Here is a 20693-nt window from a genome sequence, read left to right as displayed (position 1 = left end):
GCCCCTTCGTGGAAAAGGTCGCGTCAGGCCCAGCTGGAGCCGACGGCCGAGTCGGTGCTGGCCATGTTGCTGCCGGCGCTCTGCACCTTCTGCCCGTGGGCGTTGGCCTGCTCGTAGATCACCTGGAAGTTGCGACCCAACTGGGTGATGAACTCCTGGCAGGCCACCGAACCCGAACCGCCCCAGAAGTCACCGGCGGCCAGCACATCGCGAACGATGGCCTGGTGCTCGGCCTCCAACGAGGCGGCTTGCGCGCGGATCGTGGCGCCGTGGGCGTCCACATCCCCGAACTGGTAATTGATGCTCATTGCTCAACTCCTTTGAAAGTGTTGGACGACAGCGGTTTTCGCTACTAGCTGCCGAGGATCTGCTGGGAGGCCTGCTCTTGCTGCTCGTAGTTGTTGGCGTCGCGGATCAGCCCGTCGCGGACCCCGTGGAGCATGTTCACGATGTTGCGGAACGCCTGATTCATCTGGCCCATCGTGTCGTACGAGGTGGCCTGGGCCTGACCGCTCCAGCCCGCCCCGGCGATGTTCATCGACGACGCCCACATCTTGCGGGCCTCGTCCTCGACGGTCTGGGCGTGCACCTCGAAACGGCCCGCCATCGCCCGCATCTCGTGCGGGTCGGTCATAAAACGTGTAGCCATGTTGCCTATCTCCTTGTCTTTCTTGTCTTTCGAGCCTTGGGTTGGTCGAAGTCTGTAACGGTCTTCAACGGCCGTGGCGCCGGCGGTGGTGGCCGCACCCCGGACACGGTACGGCCTACCGGTTAACTATTCGCCTCAACCGGATGACATGTCCGGCCTTTTTCTCCCTTTATACGACCACCTGCTTGGGCATGACGATCGGCTTGAACCCGTAGCGCGGCCCGGCCCCGTAGGCGCCGGCACCCTTGGCCGCCGCCGCCATCCCCGGCATGCCGGGCATCGCCGTGACCGGTTCGGCCGCCTCGGAGGCGACGGTCCAGCCCGAGCCCTCCACCGGGGCGGTCGAGGAGGCCAACGTCGCCGGGGTGGCCGCCGACCAGGCGCCCGGCACCGACAGGCCGCCGACCGCGGAGGCCTCACCCAGGCCCGCCGACACCGCTCCGCCGTAGCCCACCGAGCCCACCATGGTGCCTTCCGCGACGCCGGCCGCGCCGGCCACGGGCGCGACGTCGTCGACGGCCCAGCCGCCGATCGCCGCCGGCGTGTTGGCAAGCGTGTGGAACCAGGACACCGCCGTCGGGATGGTGTTGCCGACGAACCATGCCGCCGTGACACCGACCTGCTGGACGAAGTTGAAGTTGAACAGGGTACCGCCGAACCCGTCGAGGGCGCTGATGAGAGCCGCCTCCTGGGGGAAGTTGGTCGACAAGAAGTTCCATATACCGGTACCGAATGGTTGGCTGCCGAACGACGACAGCGAACCGAGCAGTGTCTGGGCGGGGCTCGCCGTGGCGGCCTGAGCCACCGCCGCGGACTGCAACGCCGGTGCGGCCGGGTTGGTGGTCTGCGCGGCGGGTGTCAAGGGCTGCAGGGCCGCGGCGGCGCCCGCGGCCGCCGCATAGGTGTACATCGCGGTCGCGTCCTGCACCCACATTTCGGCGTAATGGGCCTCGGTGGCCATGATCGCCGGTGTGTTGATGCCCAGGAAGTTCGTCGCGACCAGCGCCGCCAGCGTCGCCCTGTTGGCGGCGATGACCGGCGGCGGCACCGTGGCCGTGAACGCGGACTCATAGGCGGCCGCCGACGCCGATGCCTGTGCGGCGGCCTGCTCGGCCGCCGCCGCTGTGGTGCTCAGCCACGAGATGTAAGGATGAGCCGCGGCGGCCGCCCCCATCGATCCGGCACCCGTCCATTGTTCGGTGGTGAGGGTCGTCACGATCGACTCGTATTGCGTGGCCGTCGTGCTCAGCTCCGCGGCCAGGTTGCTCCAGGACGTCGCGGCGGCCATCATCGGCCCCGAGCCGGCGCCGGTGTACATCAGCGCGGAGTTGATCTCAGGAGGTAACGCTGCAAAGTCCAACATTGTGTGTGTATCCCGTCCTTCTGACTGGTTCGGTTTCTGGATGACTGGGTGCGCTTCGACTGTCTATACGGCCGTCGGCTTGGGCATGACGATGGGCTTGACGCCGTAGCGCGGTGCGCCGAAGCCGGCGCTGTTGCGGGCGGCCGTGCCCAGCCCGGGCATCCCGGGCAGGATCGTGCCCGGCCCGGACTGCGGCGCGGCTGCGGTCCAGCCCACCGTCTGGACCGCAGTGGCGGGGCCGACGCCCGGGGTGAAGGCACCGGCCCAACTGGGTGGCACCGACAACTTGCCGACCATGGTCGCCTGGCCCATGCCTGCGACCGGCATCGCGGCCATGGCCCCCATGGGCGCGCCGGCCGGAGCCGTCGTGCCCGCGAGGTCCGCCGCGCCGACGGCGCCGACCGCCTCCTCGGCGGGCCAGTCGATCAGGCCACCACCGGCCATACCGAGGCAGTCCGACATGGCCGAGGCCCAGTTCCCGCTCTCAAAGCTCATGAAGTTGGCTGAGTTGCCCGACAGGCTGAACGGGTTGCCCCCGGCACTGTTGGCCGGGCCACCCAGGAAGGTGCTTGCGTTGTTGAGGAATGCGGTCAGGGAACCGATCGGACTCGATGCAGCGGACGAACTCGCGTTGGCGGCCTCGGTGGCCGAATAGGTACCGGAGCTCAGGCCGAGGGTGTTGACGAACTGCTCGTGCATGGCCTGGGCCTCGGCGGCGATCTGCTGGTACATGGTGCCGTACGCCGAGAAGATCCCCGCCTGCAGCTGCGACACCTGGTCGGCCGCCGCCGGGGCGATGGTGGTGGTCGGTGCCGCGGCGCCCGCGTTCTGCGCCGTCAGGCTGCTACCGATCGCCCCCAGTTGCGCCGCCGCGGCCAGCAACTCTTCAGGCACTGTTGTCAGAAATGACATCTGCTGCTCCTAGTGTTCGGGAAGTGACGACCCGTCTGCGGTGGGTCGATGCTGTGTGTTCGCCTACCGGCCCCTGTGTGTTGGCGTAAGGCTAACGACCCACACCTCCACAGTCCTGATCGAAAGCGGCAGCGTGACAGCCGTTTACGGCTTCTTAACGACGAGTGCGGCAGTTTTAACAAGACCCTGCCGGGCGACACAACGCCGTCACGTGGCCCGGGAGTGGCAAACCCGGCGCCGCCGGCGCGGCGCGCGGATCCTACGCGAGACCTGGCCGGGTCGCATGTTCGGCATTCGGACTGTTCCAGGCGAAATCCGTGCTCTGGACGTGCCGGCACAACCACTCTGACCCGATGGTCTTTGTGGTAGCCCGTCGATCGCCTGAACCGCAGCCACACGTCCGGGCATGGGCCGATTCCGGACGGGGCCCATGCTCTGCACCGGGGTCCACGCGTTACATTCGCCGCCGGGCCCCCATAGCCCAATTGGCAGAGGCAGCGGACTTAAAATCCGTCAAGTGTCGGTTCGAGTCCGACTGGGGGCACCGCGAAGTGGCGTTCCGGGCCCGGCTACCTCGCGATCACGACGTAGGTGACGCCCGGCGGCGGTTGAATCACCGGCGCACGGGGGCGGCCGGTGCGGGGACATGAACGACCACCACGACCCCGGAACGGGTGCCGACACCACCGGTGAATTGACCGGTCGCCGAGGTCGCGGACCCCACGCCTTGCGCGTTGATTCGATACGCGCTTATATAGAAGGATGTCAAATCAAGCGACGGCTTGCTGCCCCGCGCTGGGGGCTGCGGCACTCGAGGAGCCGGACGCGGCCCGGTTGGCGGCGATGTTCAAGGCGCTCGGCGACCCGGTCCGGCTCCGCCTGCTGAGCCTGATCGCCAGCCACCCCGGCGGCGAAGCCTGCGTCTGCGAGATCTCGACGACCTTCGACGTCTCCCAGCCGACGATCTCCCACCACCTCAAACTGCTGCGCACGGCCGGCCTGCTGGACTGCGAGCGGCGCGGCACCTGGGTGTACTACCGGGTGGTTCCCGCTGCGCTGCAGCAGCTTTCGTCCGTCCTGCGTCTCGACGGCCAGCCGTCCGCGACCGCGCCGAGGTGCGAGCCGTGACCGACAGCACGACGTCGGCGTCCACCCCTGCCCCGGTGGCGACCCGGCTCTCGACGCTGGACCGGTTCCTGCCGGTGTGGATCGGGGTGGCGATGGTCGCCGGTCTGCTGCTGGGGCGGCTCGTTCCCCGCATCGGGCCGGCATTGAGTGCCGTCGAGGTCCAAGGCATCTCACTACCGATCGCGATCGGCCTGCTGGTCATGATGTACCCCGTGCTGGCCAAGGTCCGCTACGACCGGCTCGACGAGGTCACCGGCGATCGCAGGATGATGGTGTCCTCGCTGGTGCTCAACTGGCTCGTCGGGCCGGCGGTGATGTTCACGCTGGCCTGGCTGCTGCTGGCCGATCTGCCCGAGTACCGCACCGGGCTGATCATCGTCGGCCTGGCCCGCTGCATCGCCATGGTCATCATCTGGAACGACCTGGCCTGTGGGGACCGCGAAGCCGCGGCCGTGCTCGTCGCACTGAACTCGTTGTTCCAGGTGGCCATGTTCGCCGTGCTGGGCTGGTTCTACCTGTCGGTGCTGCCCGGCTGGCTGCACCTGCCGCAGACCGGCATCGCCGTCTCCCCGTGGCACATCGCCGAGTCGGTGCTCGTCTTCCTCGGCATCCCGCTGCTGGCCGGATACCTCTCGCGCCGGCTGGGCGAACGGGCCAAGGGTCGGTCCTGGTACGAGTCGACGTTCCTGCCCCGCGTCGGACCGTGGGCCCTCTACGGGCTGCTGTTCACGATCGTGATCCTGTTCGCCCTGCAGGGCCACCAGATCACCTCGCGCCCATGGGATGTCGCGCGCATCGCGCTGCCGCTGCTGGTCTACTTCGCGATCATGTGGGCCGGCGGGTACGCCCTCGGGTTCCTGCTGCGGCTCGGCTACGCGCGCACCACCACCCTCGCCTTCACCGCGGCCGGCAACAACTTCGAACTGGCCATCGCGGTGGCGATCGCGACCTACGGTGCGGCCTCCGGGCAAGCGCTCGCCGGGGTCGTCGGACCGCTGATCGAGGTGCCCGTGCTGGTCGGGCTGGTGTACGTGTCCCTGGCACTGCGCCCCCGGCTGTTCCCGAGCGCGCCGACGGGAGGCCCGGCCGGTGACCACTAAACCCAGCGTGCTGTTCGTCTGCGTCCACAATGCCGGGCGGTCACAGATGGCCGCCGCTCTGCTGCGCAGCATGGCCGGGGACCGCATCGAAGTCCGCTCGGCGGGAACCGAGCCCGCCGAGCGGGTCAACCCCGTCGCCGTCGCGGCCATGGCCGAACTCGGCATCGACATCACCACCGCAATCCCCGAGGTCCTCACGGGCGAAGAGGTGCGCACCAGCGACGTCGTGATCACCATGGGCTGCGGCGACGCCTGCCCGCACTTCCCGGGCGTGTCCTACCGCGACTGGGCACTGCCGGATCCCGCGGGCCAACCCCTGTCGACGGTGCGTGCCATCCGCGACGACATCGCCGAGCGGGTCGCGGCGTTGATCGCCGAACTCACCAACGAGAAGGGGACGACCATGTCGCGCATGCAGCTGGCCCTCAACGTCGACGACCTCGACGCGGCGATCGCGTTCTACTCCAAGCTCTTCCGCACCGAACCCGCCAAGGTCAGACCCGGCTACGCCAACTTCGCCGTCGCCGAGCCGCCGCTGAAACTGGTGCTGCTGGAGAACCCGGGCCACGGCGGCACGCTCAACCACCTCGGTGTCGAGGTCGGATCGACCGGCAAGGTGCGCGACGAGATCGCGCGGCTCGCGGGCGCGGGGATGGTCCCCGAGGAGGAGATGGGCACCACCTGCTGCTATGCCGTGCAGGACAAGGTCTGGGTCACCGGCCCCGACGGTGAGAGGTGGGAGGTCTACACCGTCCTGTCGGACTCACCCGTCTGATCGCGGTCCTCGATCTGGAAGACTGGGAGCCGGTCGGGCTTGTCCAGCGTCGAAGGAGAACGGTTCATGACCGCGCCGACGGCAGGCCCAGACCAGCCCGACGATTCGATGCGGGGTTCCCTGCGCATCTGCTTCGCGGCCACCGTCGCGGGGGTGGCGATCGGGTTCGTCGGCGGCGCCTTCCGCTGGTGCCTGCAGGCCGCCGACCACGTGCGCGTCGACTTCGTGGCGTGGGCGCACCGGCTGCCCGGGCCGGGCTGGCTGGTCCCGCTGGCCGCCGTCGCGGCCGGCGCCACCCTGGCCGCGCTGGTCGTGCGGTGGGAACCCCTGGCCGCGGGCAGCGGGATCCAGCACGTCGAGGCGGTCTTCCGCGGCGACGCCCGGCCACCTTTGATCCGCTTGCTGCCCGCCAAGTTCGTCGGCGGGCTGCTGGCGATCGGCTCGGGACTGGTGCTGGGCCGCGAGGGCCCGACCGTGCACATGGGCGCGGCGATCGGCGCCGAGACCGCGCGCCGGGCCCGGCTGCCCGACTCCGAGGTCAGGATGATGCAGACGGCGCTGGGCGGGGCGGGACTCGCGGTCGCCTTCAACGCGCCGATCGGCGGCACCCTTTTCACCCTCGAAGAGGTGACGAAGTCGTTCCGGGTGAAAACCGTGCTGGCCACGCTCATCGCGGCGTCGGCGGCCGTCGGGTGCGCGCGGCTCGTCCTGGGCAACCACCCCGACTTCCAGGTCGCCCCGACCGGCGCCCCCGACCTGGCATGGCTTCCGCTTTTCATCGCCTTCGGCCTGCTCACCGGAGCCCTCGGCGCCGCCTACAACCGGCTGGTGCTGTGGTTCGTCGACCATGTCGCCGCGCTGGGCCGGGTCCCCGCGCCCGCGAAGGCGACGTTGATCGGTGCGCTCGTCGGGCTGGCCATGTTCGTGTATCCGCTGGCCGTGGGCGGCGGGGACCCGGTGAGCCAACGGATCCTGGGCGGGCACCACTTCTTTCTCTCCGTGGTCATCGGCTACCTCGCGGTGCGGCTCGTGGCGGGCCCGCTGTCGTACTCGGCCGGTGTGCCGGGCGGACTGTTCGCGCCGCTGCTGGCGGTGGGTGCGCTGTGGGGCCTGTTGTTCGTCGGGGTCTTCGGCCTGGTGTGGCCGGCGAACCTGTCGTCGCTGGCGGTGCCGATGGCGCTGGTGGGAATGGCGGCATTCTTCGCGGCCACCGTCCGGGCACCGGTCACCGGGATGGTCATCGTCGTCGAGATGACGGCCACGACCACGGTGATCGTGCCGATGATGGCCGCGACCGCCGCGGCGGTGCTCGCCGCCTACGTGGTGCGATCCCCCCCGATCTACGACAGCCTGCGCGAACGGATGGCCGTCGAGGCGGCCATAGAAGGAACGAAAGGCGGCGGCGGTTAAGACCGCGGCTAAGAGGCGCGCTCGGTCCAGCCCAGCCGGCGGCTGACGCTGTCGGCGGCCGCGATCGTGCGCTGCGCGACCTCGGCGAAGGCGGCGGCCTCCAGCCGGTAGGCCGGCCCGGACACGCTCAGCGCCGCGGCGACCTGACCGTTGCCGTCGTACACCGGGGCGGCGACCGCGTTGAGCCCGATCTCGAGTTCCTCGCGCGCGGCGGCCCATCCGGCGCCGCGCGCGGCGGACAGTTCGGCCTGCAGCGCGTCGAGGGTCACGATCGTGTTGTCGGTGAAGGCCTCCAGCGTCGGGCCGAGCCGGTCGCGCACCTCCCCGGGGTCCAGGCCGGCGAGCAGCACCTTGCCGGCCGACGTGGCGTGCGCCGGGCAGGTCTGGCCGATCCAGGTCTGCAGCGCGATCTCGGCGGTGCTCACGGCTTCGGCGATGTTGACGATCCGGTTCTCGTCGAGGACGGCCAGGTTCGCCGTCTCGCCGACCTCGGCCGACAGCGCGTCGCAGGCGTCCTGGCTGAGCTTGACCAGATCCAGGTGCCCGCTGCGCGAGCGCGCCAGTCGTGACACCGCGATCCCGAGTTGGTACTTGCCGCGCTCGGAGAGCTGTTCGACGTAGCCGCGCGACTCCAGCGCCGCGATCAGCCGGGACGCCGTCGACTTGTGCACGCCGAGTTCGTCGGCGATCTCGGTGACCCCGCCCTTGCCCATGTCGGCCAGCAGTTCGAGCACCAGCAGGGCCCGATCGACCGATTGAACCGCGGGGCCTGTGTCGGAGCGGCCGGCGGGGGGATCTCCGTTGTCGCCGCTCGCCATGATGATCGAGCTTATACCGCTGTTCAGGGGCGACCCGTTCACCTGGGCCCGGTGGGCGCGCCGACGCGCGAGACCACCCACCGGTGGAATTCGGCGATGTGGTGCTCGGCGGGCACCAGGACGCCGCCCGCGCGGTAGGCGCGCGAGGACATCGCCGGCTGGGTGCGCCGGCACGCGTCGAAGTCCTGCTCGTTGACCCGGTGGAACAGCTCGACCGACCGGGACAGGTCGCCGGTGGCCGCCACGTCCGCGGCGTAGAGCCAGTCGCATTCGACGACGGTGCGATCGGGGGCCAGCGGGAACATCCGGTGGAAGATGACGTGGTCGGGCACCAGGTTGATGAACACGGTCGGCTTGACGGTGATCGCGAAATAGCACCGCTCCTGTGTGGCGCCGACCCCGGGCAGGCTGGCGAAGCCCGCGCCGCCGTCGACGGTGAAACCGGCCACGCCCGGGCCGAACTCGGCGCCGCGTCCCACCGACGACTGGGCGGCCTGGCCGCGCGCGAACTCGGGCACCAGCCGGGTCAGCTCGGGGTGGATCGTGGCGCAGTGATAGCACTCCATGAAGTTCTCGACGATCAGCTTCCAGTTCGCCGCGACGTCGTAGACGACCCGCCGCCCCACCTGCAGGGTGTCGATCCGGTAGTTGTCGATGGCCCGCAGGTCGCCGAGGCGGTGGGCGGCCGCGCCGACGACCTCGTCCTCGAACGACGGCGGCTCCGCGCCCAGGCAGACCCACGCGTAGCCCAGCCATTCGCGCAACGCCACCGCGACCAGGCCGTAGTCGCGGCGGTCGATGCCGGCGCCGTCCTCGTCGGTCAGCGAGCCGAGGTTGGGTGCGGCCACCAGCGTGCCGTCCAGCCCGTAGGTCCACGAGTGGTAGGGGCAGCGCAGGTTGCGGCGGACCCGGCCCTCGGGTTCGGTGCACAGCAGCGCGCCACGGTGGCGGCAGACGTTGAGGAAGGCGCGCAGCACCCGGTCGCGGCCGCGCACCACGAGCACGCTTTCGCGGCCCACCCCGACGTTCTTGAACTGGCCCGGCTCGCCCACGTCACCGGTGCGCACGACGCAGAACCACATGCTCTCGAACACGTGCTGCTGTTCGGCGGCGAAGACGGCCGCGCTGGTGTAGTAGTCGCCGGCCAGGGTCGGCAGCAGCGCCGGTGACGGCTGCTCGGTGATGGTCATCGGGTCACCAACCTCTGCGGGTCGAACAACGAGACGGGGTGGGCGGTCGCGCCCTCGAGGCACAGGTCGGCGAGGATCTCGCCGACCACCGGCACGAACTTGAAGCCGTGCCCGGAGAACCCGCACGCCACGGTGACATTGGCGCAGTGGGGGTGCCGGGCGATGACGAAGTGCTGGTCGGGGGTGTTGGAGTACATGCAGGTCGCCGCGTGCAGGCACTCGCCCGCCAGCGCCGGCAGCAACTCGGTGACCCGCGCCGTCATCTCGCCGATCTCCCGCGGGTGCACCGCCCGGTCGATGGTCTCCGGCGTGCAGCTCACACCCTTGCGGAAGAAGGCGACCTTCACCCCGCCGCGCGGCCCGTCGATCGCCGGGAAGCCGTATATCTGCGCACCCGAGGCGTTTTCGTCGATGAAGATGGGGTGCTCCGCGAACCCGGCGGCGCCGCCGATCGGGTCCAGCCAGTACATCACCTGCCGTTCCACCGTGATGGGCACCCCGAACTCGCCCAGCAGCTGTGGCGCCCACGCGCCCGGGCAGATCACCAGCTGCGCGGCCGTGTAGGACCCGCGGGGCGTGGTCACCCGCACGCCGTCGCGGGTCTGGCTCCACTCCAGTACGGGCTCATCGAATTGCAGTGTGGCGCCGGCGCGTTCGGCGAGGTCGAGGTGCGCGCGCACCGTCAGCTCCGGGCGGGCGAAGCCGGCCTTGGGCTCGTACAGCGCGATGTCTTCGGCGTGCGGGGTGAAGTTCGGGAACCGCGCGGTGATCTCGCGGGCGTCGAGCACCTCGTGGTCCAGCCCCCACCGGCGGCTGGCCCGCATGCTGCCCGCGACGGTCTGAGAGTCCGGCGGCCCGACGAACAGGCCCCCGGTGATCCGGTACACCTCGCGCTGGGCGTCGACGGCCAGCTTGTCCCACAGCTCGTAGGCGCGCAGCAGCAGCGGCACGTAGGCGGGGTCCTCGAAGTAGGACTGGCGGATGATGCGCGAGCCGCCGTGGCTGGAGCCCTTGGCGTGCGCCGGTTCGTGGCGCTCCAGGCCCAGGACCCGGTGCCCGCGGGTGGCGACGTGGTAGGCGGCCGCGCTTCCCATGCCGCCCAGGCCGACGACGATGACGTCGTAAGCCGTTGTGGTCGTGGTCATCTCGGTCTACCTCCGGATCCTGGCGAGTTCGGGGTCCACGACGGCGTGGGGATGCACTGTCGCGGTGTGGCTGCGTCCGCGGTTCTCGACGGTGACCGTGTCGCCGGTGGCCGCACCGGGGGGCAGCCAGGCGTAGGCGACGGTGCGGCCCAGCGTGGGCGAATGTCCCGCGCTGGTGACGAACCCGATGCACCCGTCCCCGGCGTGCACGGGTTCCTTGCCGAGCGCCACGGCGGAAGGATCGTCGAATACGATGGTGCGCAGCAGCTTTCGCGGTGAAGACGCCAGCAGGGCGGCCTTGCCGACGAAGTCTCCCTTGGCCATGCGCACCGCGAAGCCCAGACCGGCCTCGTCGGGCCGGTCCTCGGCGGTCATGTCGGTGCCCCAGGCGCGGTAGCCCTTCTCCATGCGCAGGCTGTTGAACGCGATGCGCCCCGCCGCGATGGCGCCATGGGTCCGGCCGGCCGTCCACAGCAGCTCCCACAGCGCGCCGCCGTAGCCGGCCTCGGTGTAGATCTCCCAGCCCAGCTCGCCGACGTAGGACACCCGCAGCATCGTGACCGGGACGGCGCCCAGGTAGGTCTGCAACGCACGGAAATAGCCGAAGGCCTTGTGCGACAGGTCGTCCCGGCACAACGGCTGCACCAGCTCGCGCGCCTCGGGTCCCCACACGCCGATGCCGCAGGTGCCCCCGGTGATGTCGCGCAGCGTGACGCTGCCGTCGTCGGGCAGATGCCGGGTCAGCCAGTCGAAGTCCTGCGGGCCGTTGGCGCCCACCTGGAACCGGGTTTCGCCCAGCCGCGCGACGGTCAGATCGCTGCGGATGCCACCGGTCTCGTCGAGCATCAGGGTATAGGTGACCGACCCGACGCTCTTGTCGACGTCGTTGGTGGTGAGCCGCTGCAGGAAGCCGGCGGCGCCCGCGCCGCCGACCTCGTAGCGGGTCAGCGGCGTCATGTCGTAGAGCGCGACGTGGTCGCGGGTCCAGCGGGCTTCGGCGATCGCGATCGGCGACCAGAACCGGCCGGCCCAAGCGTCGCGCTCGGGGACCTGCACGCCGGAGGCCGCGACCAGTCCGGCGTTGGCCTGAAACCACGCGGGCCGCTCCCAGCCGCCGCCCTCGTAGAAGAAGGCGCCCAGCTCGACCTGGCGGGCGTGAAAGGGGCTGGTGCGCAGGCCGCGCAGCTCGGCGCGGTGCTGGTGCGGGTGCACGATGTCGTAGACCTCGACGAACGCCTGCGCGCAGGTCTGCTCGATGAAGCGCGGGCTGCGCGCGAACTGCTCGAACCGGTACAGGTCGCTCTCGTGCACGTCGAGGGAGGGGGCACCGTCGACGATCCACTCGGCGACGGCTCTGGCCACCCCGGCCGAGTGGGTGACCCAGACCGCCTCGGCGACCCAGAACCCGCCGAGGTCGCGGTGCTCGCCGAGCAGCGAGAAGCCGTCCGGGGTGAACGAGAAGATCCCGTTGAAGCCCGCCTCCACCTTGGTGTCGCCCAGCGCGGGCAGCAGCCGCACGGAGTCGCGCCAGGCCGGGGCGAAGTCCTCCTCGGTGAACGGCAGCATCGACGGCATCGGCTCGCCGGCGGTGTCGACCAGCAGGGTCGACATGTCGACCGGCATGGGCTGGTGCCCGTAGTAGCCGATGCCCAGCCGGTCGACGTGCTCGCGGAAATAGAGGTCGCCGTCCTGGTGGCGCAGGATCGGCAGGCCCGCGTCGCGCTCGTCGGTGTTGCGGCCCACCAGCGGGGCGACCTGCCCGGTCTTGGCGTACTGGTGGGCCATCGGCACCAGCGGCAGGGTCAGCCCGACCTGCCGGGCCAGCCGAGCCCCCCAGAAACCGGCCGCGCACACCACGATGTCGGCGTCGATGACCCCGCGGCCGGTGCGGACGCCGCGGACCCGGCCGTTGCGCTCCACCACCGCGAGCACCTCGGTGCCGGGCAGGAACACCGCGCCCCGTTCGACGGCTCGCCGCGCCTGGGCCTCGGCGGCCCGCAGGGCCGCGGCGAGCCCGTCGGTCGGGGTGAAAAAGCCGCCCAGGATCGCCTCGCGGTCCAGCAGCGGGTGCAGTACGGCGCACTCGGCGGCGTCGACGAGACGGCCCGGTATGCCCCAGGCCTGCGCCCAGCCCGCCTTGCGGTGCAGATCCACCCAGCGCTCGGCCGTGGTGGCGACCTCGAGGCCGCCGACCCCGTTGAACACCGGCCCGCCCGGGTGTCTCAGCGCCGAGAACTTCTCGACGGTGTAGCGGGCGAACGCGCTCATGGTGCGCGAAGCGTTGGTCTGAAACACCAGGCCGGGGGCGTGCGAGGTGGATCCGCCGGTGGCGAACAACGCCCCGCGGTCGACCACGGTGACCTCGGACAGGCCCCGCGCGGTGAGCTCGTCGGCCAGGGACGTGCCGACGATGCCGGCGCCCACGATGACAACTTTCGGTCCCATGACCCCTGCCCCGGTAGATAGTTGCCTATGGTGCGTATTACAAAACACGTTTCGTAATGCGCAACATAGTGGGGCCGCGCGGGGGCGGTGTCAAGCCGACATGACGGCGTGGCGCGCGATGCCGCCGTGGCGTCGGCCGGCGGTCATACACTGACCCCTCGTGGGCATGCTCTTCGGGTTGTCGCCGTGGATCGTCTACTGGGTGCTCGTCGGTGACGCCCCCCTGGCGGTCGCCGCGGCGGTCGCCCTGGTGACCGCCGTCGCGGCGCTGCTGACCGCGGGTGTGACCGGGAAGTCCGGGCGCGTGGCGGAAGCCGGCGCCGTCGCCACGTTCGGGGTCCTGACGGTGTTGACGGTGGTGCTGGGCGAGCCGTCCGCGCTGGCGTGGCTGCTGCCGCTGAGCAACGCCGGCATCCTGCTCGTGACGCTGAGCGGGGCGTTGCTCGGCAAGTCGTTCGTCGCGGAATTCGCCGCTGCCGAGCAGCCGCCCGACGTCGTCAGGACGGAGCTGTTCGGCCGGATGGCCCGCCTGCTCACCTGGGTCTGGGTCGCCGCGTTCGCCGGGATGACCGTGTCGTCGGCCATCCCGCCCGTCGTGGACGCCGGGGCCGGCATCCGCGACGCGACGACCCCGCTGTCGTACGTCTGCTACTGGGTGGTCCCCATCTCGCTGCTGGCCCTGGCCGCGCTGGCGTCGCGGGCGCTGCCCGGCCGGTTGCTGGCCGGGGTCGAGGACGTCGTGCGGGAAACCTCGTTCGTCGCCTACGACGAAGCCACCATCGACGAGCTGTACTTCCTGGCGCAGGAACACGCCAACCGCGAAGTCGGCCCCGGCAAGGAGGCATACAGCGTCAAGGTCGGCGGGATGGGGACGCCGCTGACCGGAGACGAGTCACGAAAATCGTGGCCCTCGACCTACAAGGTGCGCGACAGGCGGCGGTGACGGCGGTGCGGCGTTCACTTGCTGGACAACTTCTCTTGGTAAGCCATTCGCGTGGGGCATAGGGCGGGGTGGCCGGTCGCGGCGGCGACCGTGTTGACCACGGTGGTGGCCTGCTCGTCGGGCTCTGCGCCGTCCCGGTCGGTGCCCGCGGCCGACGCGCCGTTGAGCACCGGCGCCGGCAGGGCACTCGTCATCTCCCCGGCCCGGATGCTGGCCGCCACCCACGGGGTGACGCCGGTGTCGTTCGGCAAGCCCGAGCACGGCAGCATCGCCTACGGTGCCAACGGCACGATGATCTACACCCCGGACCCCGGATTCACCGGTACCGACCAGCTTCCCGCGACCGTCAGCGACGCGGTCAAGCTCTACGCCGAGAACACGCCACCGCTCGCCACCGTCGGCGGCGTTGTGATCCAAGCTAATTCGCACGGGTCCGCGATCGCGGCGGTGCCCGGCAGCGTCGGCGAGATCTACGGTCTCACCGACCGCGGACCCGCGGTCGACGGGCGTATCGCCGGCGAAAAGGTGCTTCCCCTACCGGATTTCCACCCGCAGATCGTCAAACTCAAGCTCGCCGCCGGAACGGCGTCGGTGGAGCGCGCCGTCACGCTGTGCGGCACCGACGGTGTCCCCCTGGTCGGGCTTGCCGACTCGCGGGCGGGCTCCGGCGAATCGCTGGTGGACCTCAACGGCAGGGTGCTGGCACCGTCGGATCACGGCCTGGACCCCGAGGGGCTGGTCGCCATGCCCGACGGCGGCTTCTGGGTGTCCGACGAGTACGGCCCATCGCTGGTCCACTTCGATGCCAACGGCAAAGAGCTGGAACGGCTTTCGCCCTCCGATGGGACGCTGCCCAAAGAGCTCTCGCTGCGCGCCCCGAATCAGGGCATGGAGGGCCTGACGATCACCCCGGACGGCACGACGCTGGTGGGCATCATGCACTCGGCGCTGCGGACACCGGCCGGGCCGTCCGGGTCGGTGCCGGTCACCCGCATCGTGACCGTCGGCCTGACCGACCGCGGCGACGTGCACGAGTACCTCTACCCGTTGACCGATCCGCAGCAGACCAAGGTGGCGGTGTCGGAGATCACGGCGATCGGTGCGACCACGTTCCTGGTCGACGAACGGGACAACAAGCCTGCGCCCCAAGGCAATAAGAAGATCTACGTGACCGATATCGCCGGGGCTACCGACGTCGGGCCGCGCGCGACGGTGCCCGGGTCGGCGTACCGGCCCGACGCCGGCGGCCTCCTGGTCGGCGGCGTGCCGATCGAGACGTTCGTCGGCGTCAGCACCGACGCGGCGGCCACGAACAGACTCAAGGGCGCGGGGATCGCGGTTGCGTCCAAGGCGCCCAAGCTCAACCTCGGCGCCCTGTTGCGGACCCTGTCGCCCAACGGTGACTTCTTCGGGCACGAGAAAGTCGAAGGGCTCGTCACCCCGGACGCCGGGAAGACGCTGCTCGTCGCCAACGAAAGCGACTACGGGTTGGCCGGCCTGGCCCCGGGCTCGGACACGCCGCCGTTCCGGCTCGAGCCCAAGAAGCTGAGCAACGGCACCCAGGACAGCGGGGAGATCCTGTCGGTGGACATGGCCAAGGTGCCCGTCAAGATGGACGAGGTGACCGTCCCGATCGTCGTCGGCTGACGGGCGCGCCCGCCGGCGCCCCGACGGTCGGATACGTTGGGTCCGGCGGGGCGTGCCAGCAGGGCCGCGCGCGCTTCCGCACCGCCGTTGCGGCCCGGCAAGGAGCATCGCGATGAGCACGGTCAGCCCGGACGCGATCCGCGCGGAGACGATCGGCATCACCGGCCACGGGGGCGACGAGATCGAGGCCTACCGCGCCATGCCGCTGGCCGAGGGGTCGCGCGGCGGGATCGTGTGGATCCACCACATGCCCGGATATGACCGGCAGACCAAGGAATTCGTCCGCCGGCTCGCGGTCGGCGGCTATCACGCGGTGGTGCCCAACCTGTACTCCCGCGAGGCGCCGGGCGCGTCTCCCGACGACGCCGCCGCGGCGGCGCGTGCGGCGGGCGGGGTGCCCGACGAGCGGCTGGTCGGCGACGTGGCCGGCGCGATCGAACACCTGCGCACGTTGCCCGGCGCGAACGGGAAGTTCGGCGTGATCGGGCACTGCTCGGGCGGGCGGCACGCCTTCCTGGCGGCGTGCTCGCTGCAGCTGGATGCCGCGGTGGACTGCTACGGCGCCTTCGTCGTCGAGGATCCGCCGGAGGGAATGCCCAAGGCCTTCAAGCCGATTCTCGACCTGGCGCCCAACCTGAGCTGCCCGCTGCTGGGCCTGTTCGGCAACGAGGACCAGTTCCCCTCGCCCGATGCGGTCGCCACGCTCGACGCCGAGCTGAACAAGCTGGGCAAGCCGCACGAATTCCACGCCTACGACGACGCGGGCCACGCGTTCTTCGCCGTCGACCGGCCGGCCTACCGGGTGGAGGCGGCGCTGGACGGCTGGCGGCACATCGACGACTTCTTCGCCACCCACTTGAAAGGCTAGGTCTCCCAACCCATGTGCACGTATCTCACCGAACACGTCGAGATCGACGGCAGCGGCAAGGGGCCGACGGGCTGGTTCGGCGCCAGCCGCGCGACCGTGTACGTCGACCATCCGGTCCACGCGCCGTACGGCCACACCGTCAACATCGATGTGATCAACCCGCGGCTGGGGCCGTCGGCGCGGGTGGCGCTCGAGCTCACCGAGGAGAGCGCGCTGGCGCTGGCCGACGCCATCCGCAACGCCGTCGCGCACGCGCCGGCCGGTCTGGCGTCCAAGAACCAGTAGCGGCCTCGTGACCGCCGATCGGGGCTACCCGCAGCCGGCCGCCGAACGCGGCAGGATCGAGCCCGCGCCGCGCCGGGTCCGCGGTTACCTCGGCGATGCGCTGGTCTTCGACACCACCGCGGCCCGCTACGTGTGGGAGGTGCCCTACTACCCGCAGTACTACATCCCGTTCGTCGACGTCCGCGCCGGGTTCCTGCGCGACGAGCAGCACCCGCAGCGCCTGCAGTTCGGGCCGGCGCGGCTGCACTCCCTGGTCGCCGGGGACCGGGTCCACGAATCGGCCGCGCGGGTGTTCGACGGCGACGGCCCGCTGGCGGGCACCGTGCGTTTCGACTGGGGCCCGCTGCGCTGGTTCGAGGAGGACGAACCGGTCTACGGCCATCCGCGCAGTCCCTACGTGCGGGTCGACGCGCTGCGCTCGCACCGCCACGTCCGGGTGGAACTCGGCGGAGCCGTACTGGCCGACACCATGACTCCCGTGCTGCTCTTCGAAACCGGTTTGCCGACAAGGTATTACATCGATCCAACCGATATCGCCTTCGAGCACCTGGAACCGTCGCCGACCCGGACGCTGTGTCCCTACAAAGGGGTGACGTCGGGCTGCTGGTCGGTGCGGGCCGGCAACACCGTCCAGCCCGACCTGGCGTGGACGTACCACTACCCATTGCCCGCAGTCGCCGCGATCGGCGGTCTGGTGGCGTTCTACAACGAAAAGGTCGACGTCGTCGTCGACGGTGTGGCGCTGGGCCGGCCGCGGACTCATTTCGGCTGAGACCGCTGTGACATTTACCTCGATATCAGCGCGCAGCTGAGAATTTCTCAGTTTTCGGCTCCGGTGAGCATGCGTCCTAGAAAGTTAGCGACGGCACGGGAATTCCTGCAAGCCAGAGGAAGCTTCGTTTGCCCGGACCCGAAAACCGGCCGGTCGCAGCGCCACGTGCCGGGCCGGTCGGGTGATGTGGGTTACAGGACGCGAATTGGCCTTATTTTCGACCGGAATTCAGCCGGTACTGTTGAAAAAGGCAATCTTGCAGGTGCTGGGACACGGGTGAATCCACGCGGCCGGTCTCGTCGAGTGTTTCGCGACCACTGTCGCGCGTGGAGGTAGGACGCACACAGCAAAGGCGGTGTCAGCATGAAAGACGCAAACGACCGGACGATCGCGCGGGATGGCCAGCTCATCGAACTCGGCGAGGCGCCGGAATTCCCGATCGTCGTCAAGATCGTCGTGGGCAACGGCCCGATCAGCGCCATCACCGCCACCCGCGACGGCTCGCAGCTGCTCGTGACCAATTACGCCGACCACAGCGTCTCCGTCATCGACGCCGCCACCTGCCGGGTCACCGGAACCATCGCCGGCCTGGGCGAGCCGTCGGCGATCGCCGTCGGCGGCCGTGACTCCGGTCACGCGTACGTCCGCACCGCGACCGCGGCCTACGACGCCGTCGCGGCCCTCGACTTGGCCACCCGGGCCGTCGTCGCGTCGCATCCGCTGGCGTACAGCGTGAGCGACCTGGCGGTGAGCCCCGACGGCACGCAGGTCTACGCCGGCCGCAACGGCGCCGGCGTCGCGGACGTCGCCGTGCTGGACACGACGACGGGTGCGGTGGAAACGGTCGATCTCGGTGACGCGCCGGCAACCACCACGGAGTGCCTGCGGGTCAGCCCCGACGGCGCCCACCTCTACGTCGCCGCCGGCGGACGGCTGCTCGTGATCGAGACCGGCCCGCGGTCCGGGCGTGGTGGCGCGCGCGTCCTCGGCTCCGTCGACATCGACCTGCCGATCCGTGACGTCGCGCTCAGCCCCAACGGGGCGCTGGCCTACGTGCTCAGCAGCGCGCCGGAGGCCGGTGCCGTCATCGACGTCGTCGACACCCGGACCCGCAGGATTATCGGCACGCGCAAAATCGGTGAGGTCACGGGCGTCGTCACCGGTCTGACGCTCAGCGGCGACGGGTATCGCGCCTATCTGGTCAGCGCCGACAGCGTCACGGTGCTGTGCACGCTCACGCAGGACGTCGTGGGCACCGTCGACGTGGTGCACAAGCCGTCCTGCGTGGTGGAAAGCCCGGACGCCACCCACCTCTACATCGCCGAGTACTCCGGCGCGGTCACCGTGGTGCCGGTCGCCTCGATCGTGGCGCTGGGGATCGAGTGCGCCGAGTGGGTCATATCGGAGCTGGTCGCCGACGTGCCCGCCCTCGTGTAACGGGCTCCTGCGCAAGGCGGTTGTTCCACCAACCCGTTTTCTCCCTGCACGTGCGCGGCGATAGCATTCGGCGCACCGAACACGAGGGGCGAAGGCGGCACAGCGATGGACAGCACGATGCAGGACTTCCCGCTGACGATCACCGCGATCATGCGGCACGGCTGCGGTGTCCACGGTGCCCGCACGGTCACGACGGCCACCGGGGGCGGTGGCTACCGGCACACCACCTACGCCGAACTGGGCCAGCAGGCGGCCCGGCTGGCCAACGCGCTGCGCCACCTGGGCGTCACGGGGGGCCAGCGGGTGGCCACGTTCATGTGGAACAACGCCGAACACCTGGCGACCTACCTGGCGGTGCCGTCGATGGGCGCCGTGCTGCACACCCTCAACATCCGGCTCTTTCCCGAACAGATCGCCTACATCGCCAACGAGGCCGACGACCGCGTCGTGCTCGTCGACCTCTCACTGGCCGGGCAACTCGCCCCGGTGCTGCCCGAGCTCGAGACGGTGCACACGGTGATCGCGGTCGGGGACGGTGACACCGCCTCGCTGGAGCAGTCGGGCAAGACCGTGCTGCGCTACGCCGATGTCGTCGCCGCCGAGTCCGCCGAATTCGACTGGCCGGACATCGACGAGCGCTCCGCGGCCGCGATGTGCTACACCAGCGGCACCACCGGCAACCCCAAAGGCGTGGTCTACAGCCACCGTTCCAGCTTCCTGCACTCCATCACGACCTGCACCGCCAACGGCATCGGCGTCGGGACCGACGACACGGTGCTGCCCATCGTGCCGATGTTTCACGCCAACGCCTGGGGGCTGCCGTACGCGGCGCTGATGGCCGGTGCCGACATCGTGCTGCCCGATCGCCATCTCGACGCCCGGTCGGTGCTCGGCATGATCGAGAAGCTGCGGCCCACCGTGGCGGGCGCGGTGCCGACCATCTGGAACGACATCCTGCATCGCCTCGAGGAGGAGCCCGACCACGACCTGTCGTCGCTGCGGCTGGTGGCCTGCGGCGGCTCGGCCGTGCCCGTGTCGCTGATGCGCACCTTCGAGGAGAAGCACGGCGTCCAGATCCGGCAGATGTGGGGGATGACGGAGACGTCCCCGATGGCCACCACGGCCTGGCCGCCGCCCGGGACCCCGCCGGAGCGGCGGTGGGAGTACCGCGCGACCCAGGGGCAGCCGGTGTGCGGGGTGGAGATGCGCATCGTCGACGACGAGGGCCGTCCGCTGCCCAACGACGGCGCGGCCGTGGGCGAGGTGGAGGTCCGCGGGCCGTGGATCGCCGGCTCCTACTACCTGGGACGCGACGAGTCCAAGTTCGACTCGGGCTGGCTGCGCACCGGCGACGTCGGCCGCATGGACGAGCGCAGCTTCGTCACCCTGACCGACCGGGCCAAGGACGTGATCAAGTCCGGCGGCGAGTGGATCTCCTCGGTGGAGTTGGAGAACTGCCTGATCGGTCATCCCCACGTGCTCGAGGCCGCGGTCGTCGGCGTTCCCGACGAACGCTGGCAGGAACGCCCGCTCGCGGTGGTCGTGACCAAACCGGGCGAGCCGGTCGGCGCCGAGCAGCTGCGAGAGTTCCTGGCCGACAAGGTCGTTCGCTGGTGGCTGCCGGAGCGGTGGACGTTCGTCGACGAGATCCCGCGGACCAGTGTCGGCAAGTACGACAAGAAGGCCATCCGGTCTCGCTACGCCGAACACGGCTACTGGGTGATCGAGGCGCGCGACTAGGGGTCACCCTTCCTGCGCGAGCAGACACAGAATCGCATGGTTTGGTGCTTGAACGTGCGATTCTGT

The 20693-nt window shown here is 70.2% G+C and carries 19 protein-coding genes, 1 tRNA gene and 1 pseudogene; 12 read left to right on the top strand and 9 right to left on the bottom strand.

The window, feature by feature from the left end:
- Positions 1-23: 23 nt before the first annotated feature.
- The 4 genes from ACJ512_RS23795 to ACJ512_RS23780 form a co-directional block, all read right to left on the bottom strand.
- On the bottom strand, positions 24-308 hold the full coding sequence (locus ACJ512_RS23795) for a WXG100 family type VII secretion target (RefSeq protein ID WP_144947333.1): 285 nt from the start codon (positions 306-308) through the stop codon (positions 24-26).
- 44 nt (positions 309-352) lie between these two features.
- Positions 353-649, bottom strand: coding sequence for a WXG100 family type VII secretion target (locus ACJ512_RS23790; protein ID WP_066914021.1), 297 nt, complete (start codon positions 647-649; stop codon positions 353-355).
- A gap of 169 nt (positions 650-818) precedes the next feature.
- Entirely contained in the window at positions 819-2009 is a 1191-nt protein-coding gene (locus tag ACJ512_RS23785) for a PPE family protein (RefSeq protein ID WP_407685633.1), read from the bottom strand.
- 66 nt (positions 2010-2075) lie between these two features.
- The gene (locus ACJ512_RS23780; protein WP_407685628.1) at positions 2076-2924 is read right to left on the bottom strand and encodes a PPE family protein, SVP subgroup; all 849 of its coding nucleotides are present in this window, start codon (positions 2922-2924) and stop codon (positions 2076-2078) included.
- A 470-nt stretch (positions 2925-3394) separates the two neighbouring features.
- On the opposite strand from ACJ512_RS23780, the gene ACJ512_RS23775 reads away from it, so the two are divergent.
- The 5 genes and pseudogenes from ACJ512_RS23775 to ACJ512_RS23755 all read left to right on the top strand — a co-directional run bounded on the left by ACJ512_RS23775 (position 3395) and on the right by ACJ512_RS23755 (position 7337).
- Positions 3395-3468: transfer RNA gene (locus ACJ512_RS23775), tRNA-Leu, on the top strand.
- Between the two features lie 218 nt (positions 3469-3686).
- Positions 3687-4052: an ArsR/SmtB family transcription factor gene (locus ACJ512_RS23770; RefSeq protein ID WP_407685627.1), complete on the top strand. Its 366-nt coding sequence runs from the start codon at positions 3687-3689 to the stop codon at positions 4050-4052.
- Between the two features lie 35 nt (positions 4053-4087).
- Positions 4088-5534, top strand: a pseudogene (gene arsB, locus ACJ512_RS23765) (ACR3 family arsenite efflux transporter); the annotation flags it as partial.
- Positions 5535-5555: 21 nt separating this feature from the next.
- A complete protein-coding gene (locus tag ACJ512_RS23760; protein ID WP_407685632.1) occupies positions 5556-5927 on the top strand; it encodes an ArsI/CadI family heavy metal resistance metalloenzyme in 372 nt (123 codons plus the stop codon).
- Positions 5928-5993: 66 nt separating this feature from the next.
- Positions 5994-7337: a ClC family H(+)/Cl(-) exchange transporter gene (locus ACJ512_RS23755; RefSeq protein ID WP_407685626.1), complete on the top strand. Its 1344-nt coding sequence runs from the start codon at positions 5994-5996 to the stop codon at positions 7335-7337.
- 8 nt (positions 7338-7345) lie between these two features.
- On the opposite strand, the gene ACJ512_RS23750 is transcribed toward ACJ512_RS23755, so the two are convergent.
- The 4 genes from ACJ512_RS23750 to ACJ512_RS23735 are packed head-to-tail and all read right to left on the bottom strand — an operon-like array spanning position 7346 to position 12935.
- Positions 7346-8155 carry an IclR family transcriptional regulator gene (locus ACJ512_RS23750; RefSeq protein ID WP_407685625.1) on the bottom strand — a complete coding sequence of 270 codons (810 nt, stop codon included), beginning with the start codon at positions 8153-8155 and terminating at the stop codon, positions 7346-7348.
- Positions 8156-8193: 38 nt separating this feature from the next.
- Complete coding sequence (locus ACJ512_RS23745) at positions 8194-9345, bottom strand: aromatic ring-hydroxylating oxygenase subunit alpha (RefSeq protein ID WP_407685624.1); 1152 nt, start codon at positions 9343-9345, stop codon at positions 8194-8196.
- A complete protein-coding gene (solA, locus tag ACJ512_RS23740; protein ID WP_407685623.1) occupies positions 9342-10490 on the bottom strand; it encodes an N-methyl-L-tryptophan oxidase in 1149 nt (382 codons plus the stop codon). The genes ACJ512_RS23745 and solA overlap by 4 nt, the downstream gene beginning before the upstream one ends.
- A gap of 6 nt (positions 10491-10496) precedes the next feature.
- The gene (locus ACJ512_RS23735; RefSeq protein WP_407685622.1) at positions 10497-12935 is read right to left on the bottom strand and encodes a GcvT family protein; all 2439 of its coding nucleotides are present in this window, start codon (positions 12933-12935) and stop codon (positions 10497-10499) included.
- Positions 12936-13095: 160 nt separating this feature from the next.
- On the opposite strand from ACJ512_RS23735, the gene ACJ512_RS23730 reads away from it, so the two are divergent.
- Positions 13096-13878, top strand: a complete 783-nt coding sequence (locus ACJ512_RS23730) for a hypothetical protein (RefSeq protein ID WP_407685621.1) — start codon at positions 13096-13098, stop codon at positions 13876-13878.
- A 14-nt stretch (positions 13879-13892) separates the two neighbouring features.
- Here ACJ512_RS23730 and ACJ512_RS23725 read toward each other — a convergent pair whose 3' ends face one another.
- On the bottom strand, positions 13893-14072 hold the full coding sequence (locus ACJ512_RS23725) for a hypothetical protein (protein ID WP_461479863.1): 180 nt from the start codon (positions 14070-14072) through the stop codon (positions 13893-13895).
- On the opposite strand from ACJ512_RS23725, the gene ACJ512_RS23720 reads away from it, so the two are divergent.
- The 6 genes from ACJ512_RS23720 (at position 14041) to ACJ512_RS23695 (ending at position 20627) form a co-directional block, all read left to right on the top strand.
- Positions 14041-15525 (top strand): esterase-like activity of phytase family protein, encoded by a 1485-nt coding sequence (locus ACJ512_RS23720; RefSeq protein ID WP_461479862.1) that lies wholly within the window; start codon positions 14041-14043, stop codon positions 15523-15525. The genes ACJ512_RS23725 and ACJ512_RS23720 overlap by 32 nt on opposite strands.
- A gap of 112 nt (positions 15526-15637) precedes the next feature.
- Positions 15638-16393 carry a dienelactone hydrolase family protein gene (locus ACJ512_RS23715; protein ID WP_407685620.1) on the top strand — a complete coding sequence of 252 codons (756 nt, stop codon included), beginning with the start codon at positions 15638-15640 and terminating at the stop codon, positions 16391-16393.
- Positions 16394-16405: 12 nt separating this feature from the next.
- A complete protein-coding gene (locus tag ACJ512_RS23710; RefSeq protein ID WP_407685619.1) occupies positions 16406-16678 on the top strand; it encodes a DUF6295 family protein in 273 nt (90 codons plus the stop codon).
- 7 nt (positions 16679-16685) lie between these two features.
- Positions 16686-17450 carry a DUF427 domain-containing protein gene (locus ACJ512_RS23705; RefSeq protein ID WP_407685618.1) on the top strand — a complete coding sequence of 255 codons (765 nt, stop codon included), beginning with the start codon at positions 16686-16688 and terminating at the stop codon, positions 17448-17450.
- Positions 17451-17813: 363 nt separating this feature from the next.
- The gene (locus tag ACJ512_RS23700; protein ID WP_407685617.1) at positions 17814-18887 is read left to right on the top strand and encodes a YncE family protein; all 1074 of its coding nucleotides are present in this window, start codon (positions 17814-17816) and stop codon (positions 18885-18887) included.
- Positions 18888-18992: 105 nt separating this feature from the next.
- Positions 18993-20627: a fatty acid--CoA ligase gene (locus ACJ512_RS23695; protein WP_407685616.1), complete on the top strand. Its 1635-nt coding sequence runs from the start codon at positions 18993-18995 to the stop codon at positions 20625-20627.
- Positions 20628-20693 lie beyond the last annotated feature (66 nt).

It is taken from the genome of Mycobacterium cajalii, assembly GCF_045809005.2.
Classification (GTDB): Bacteria; Actinomycetota; Actinomycetes; order Mycobacteriales; family Mycobacteriaceae; genus Mycobacterium.
This window is presented reverse-complemented; position numbering and strand designations above follow the sequence as displayed.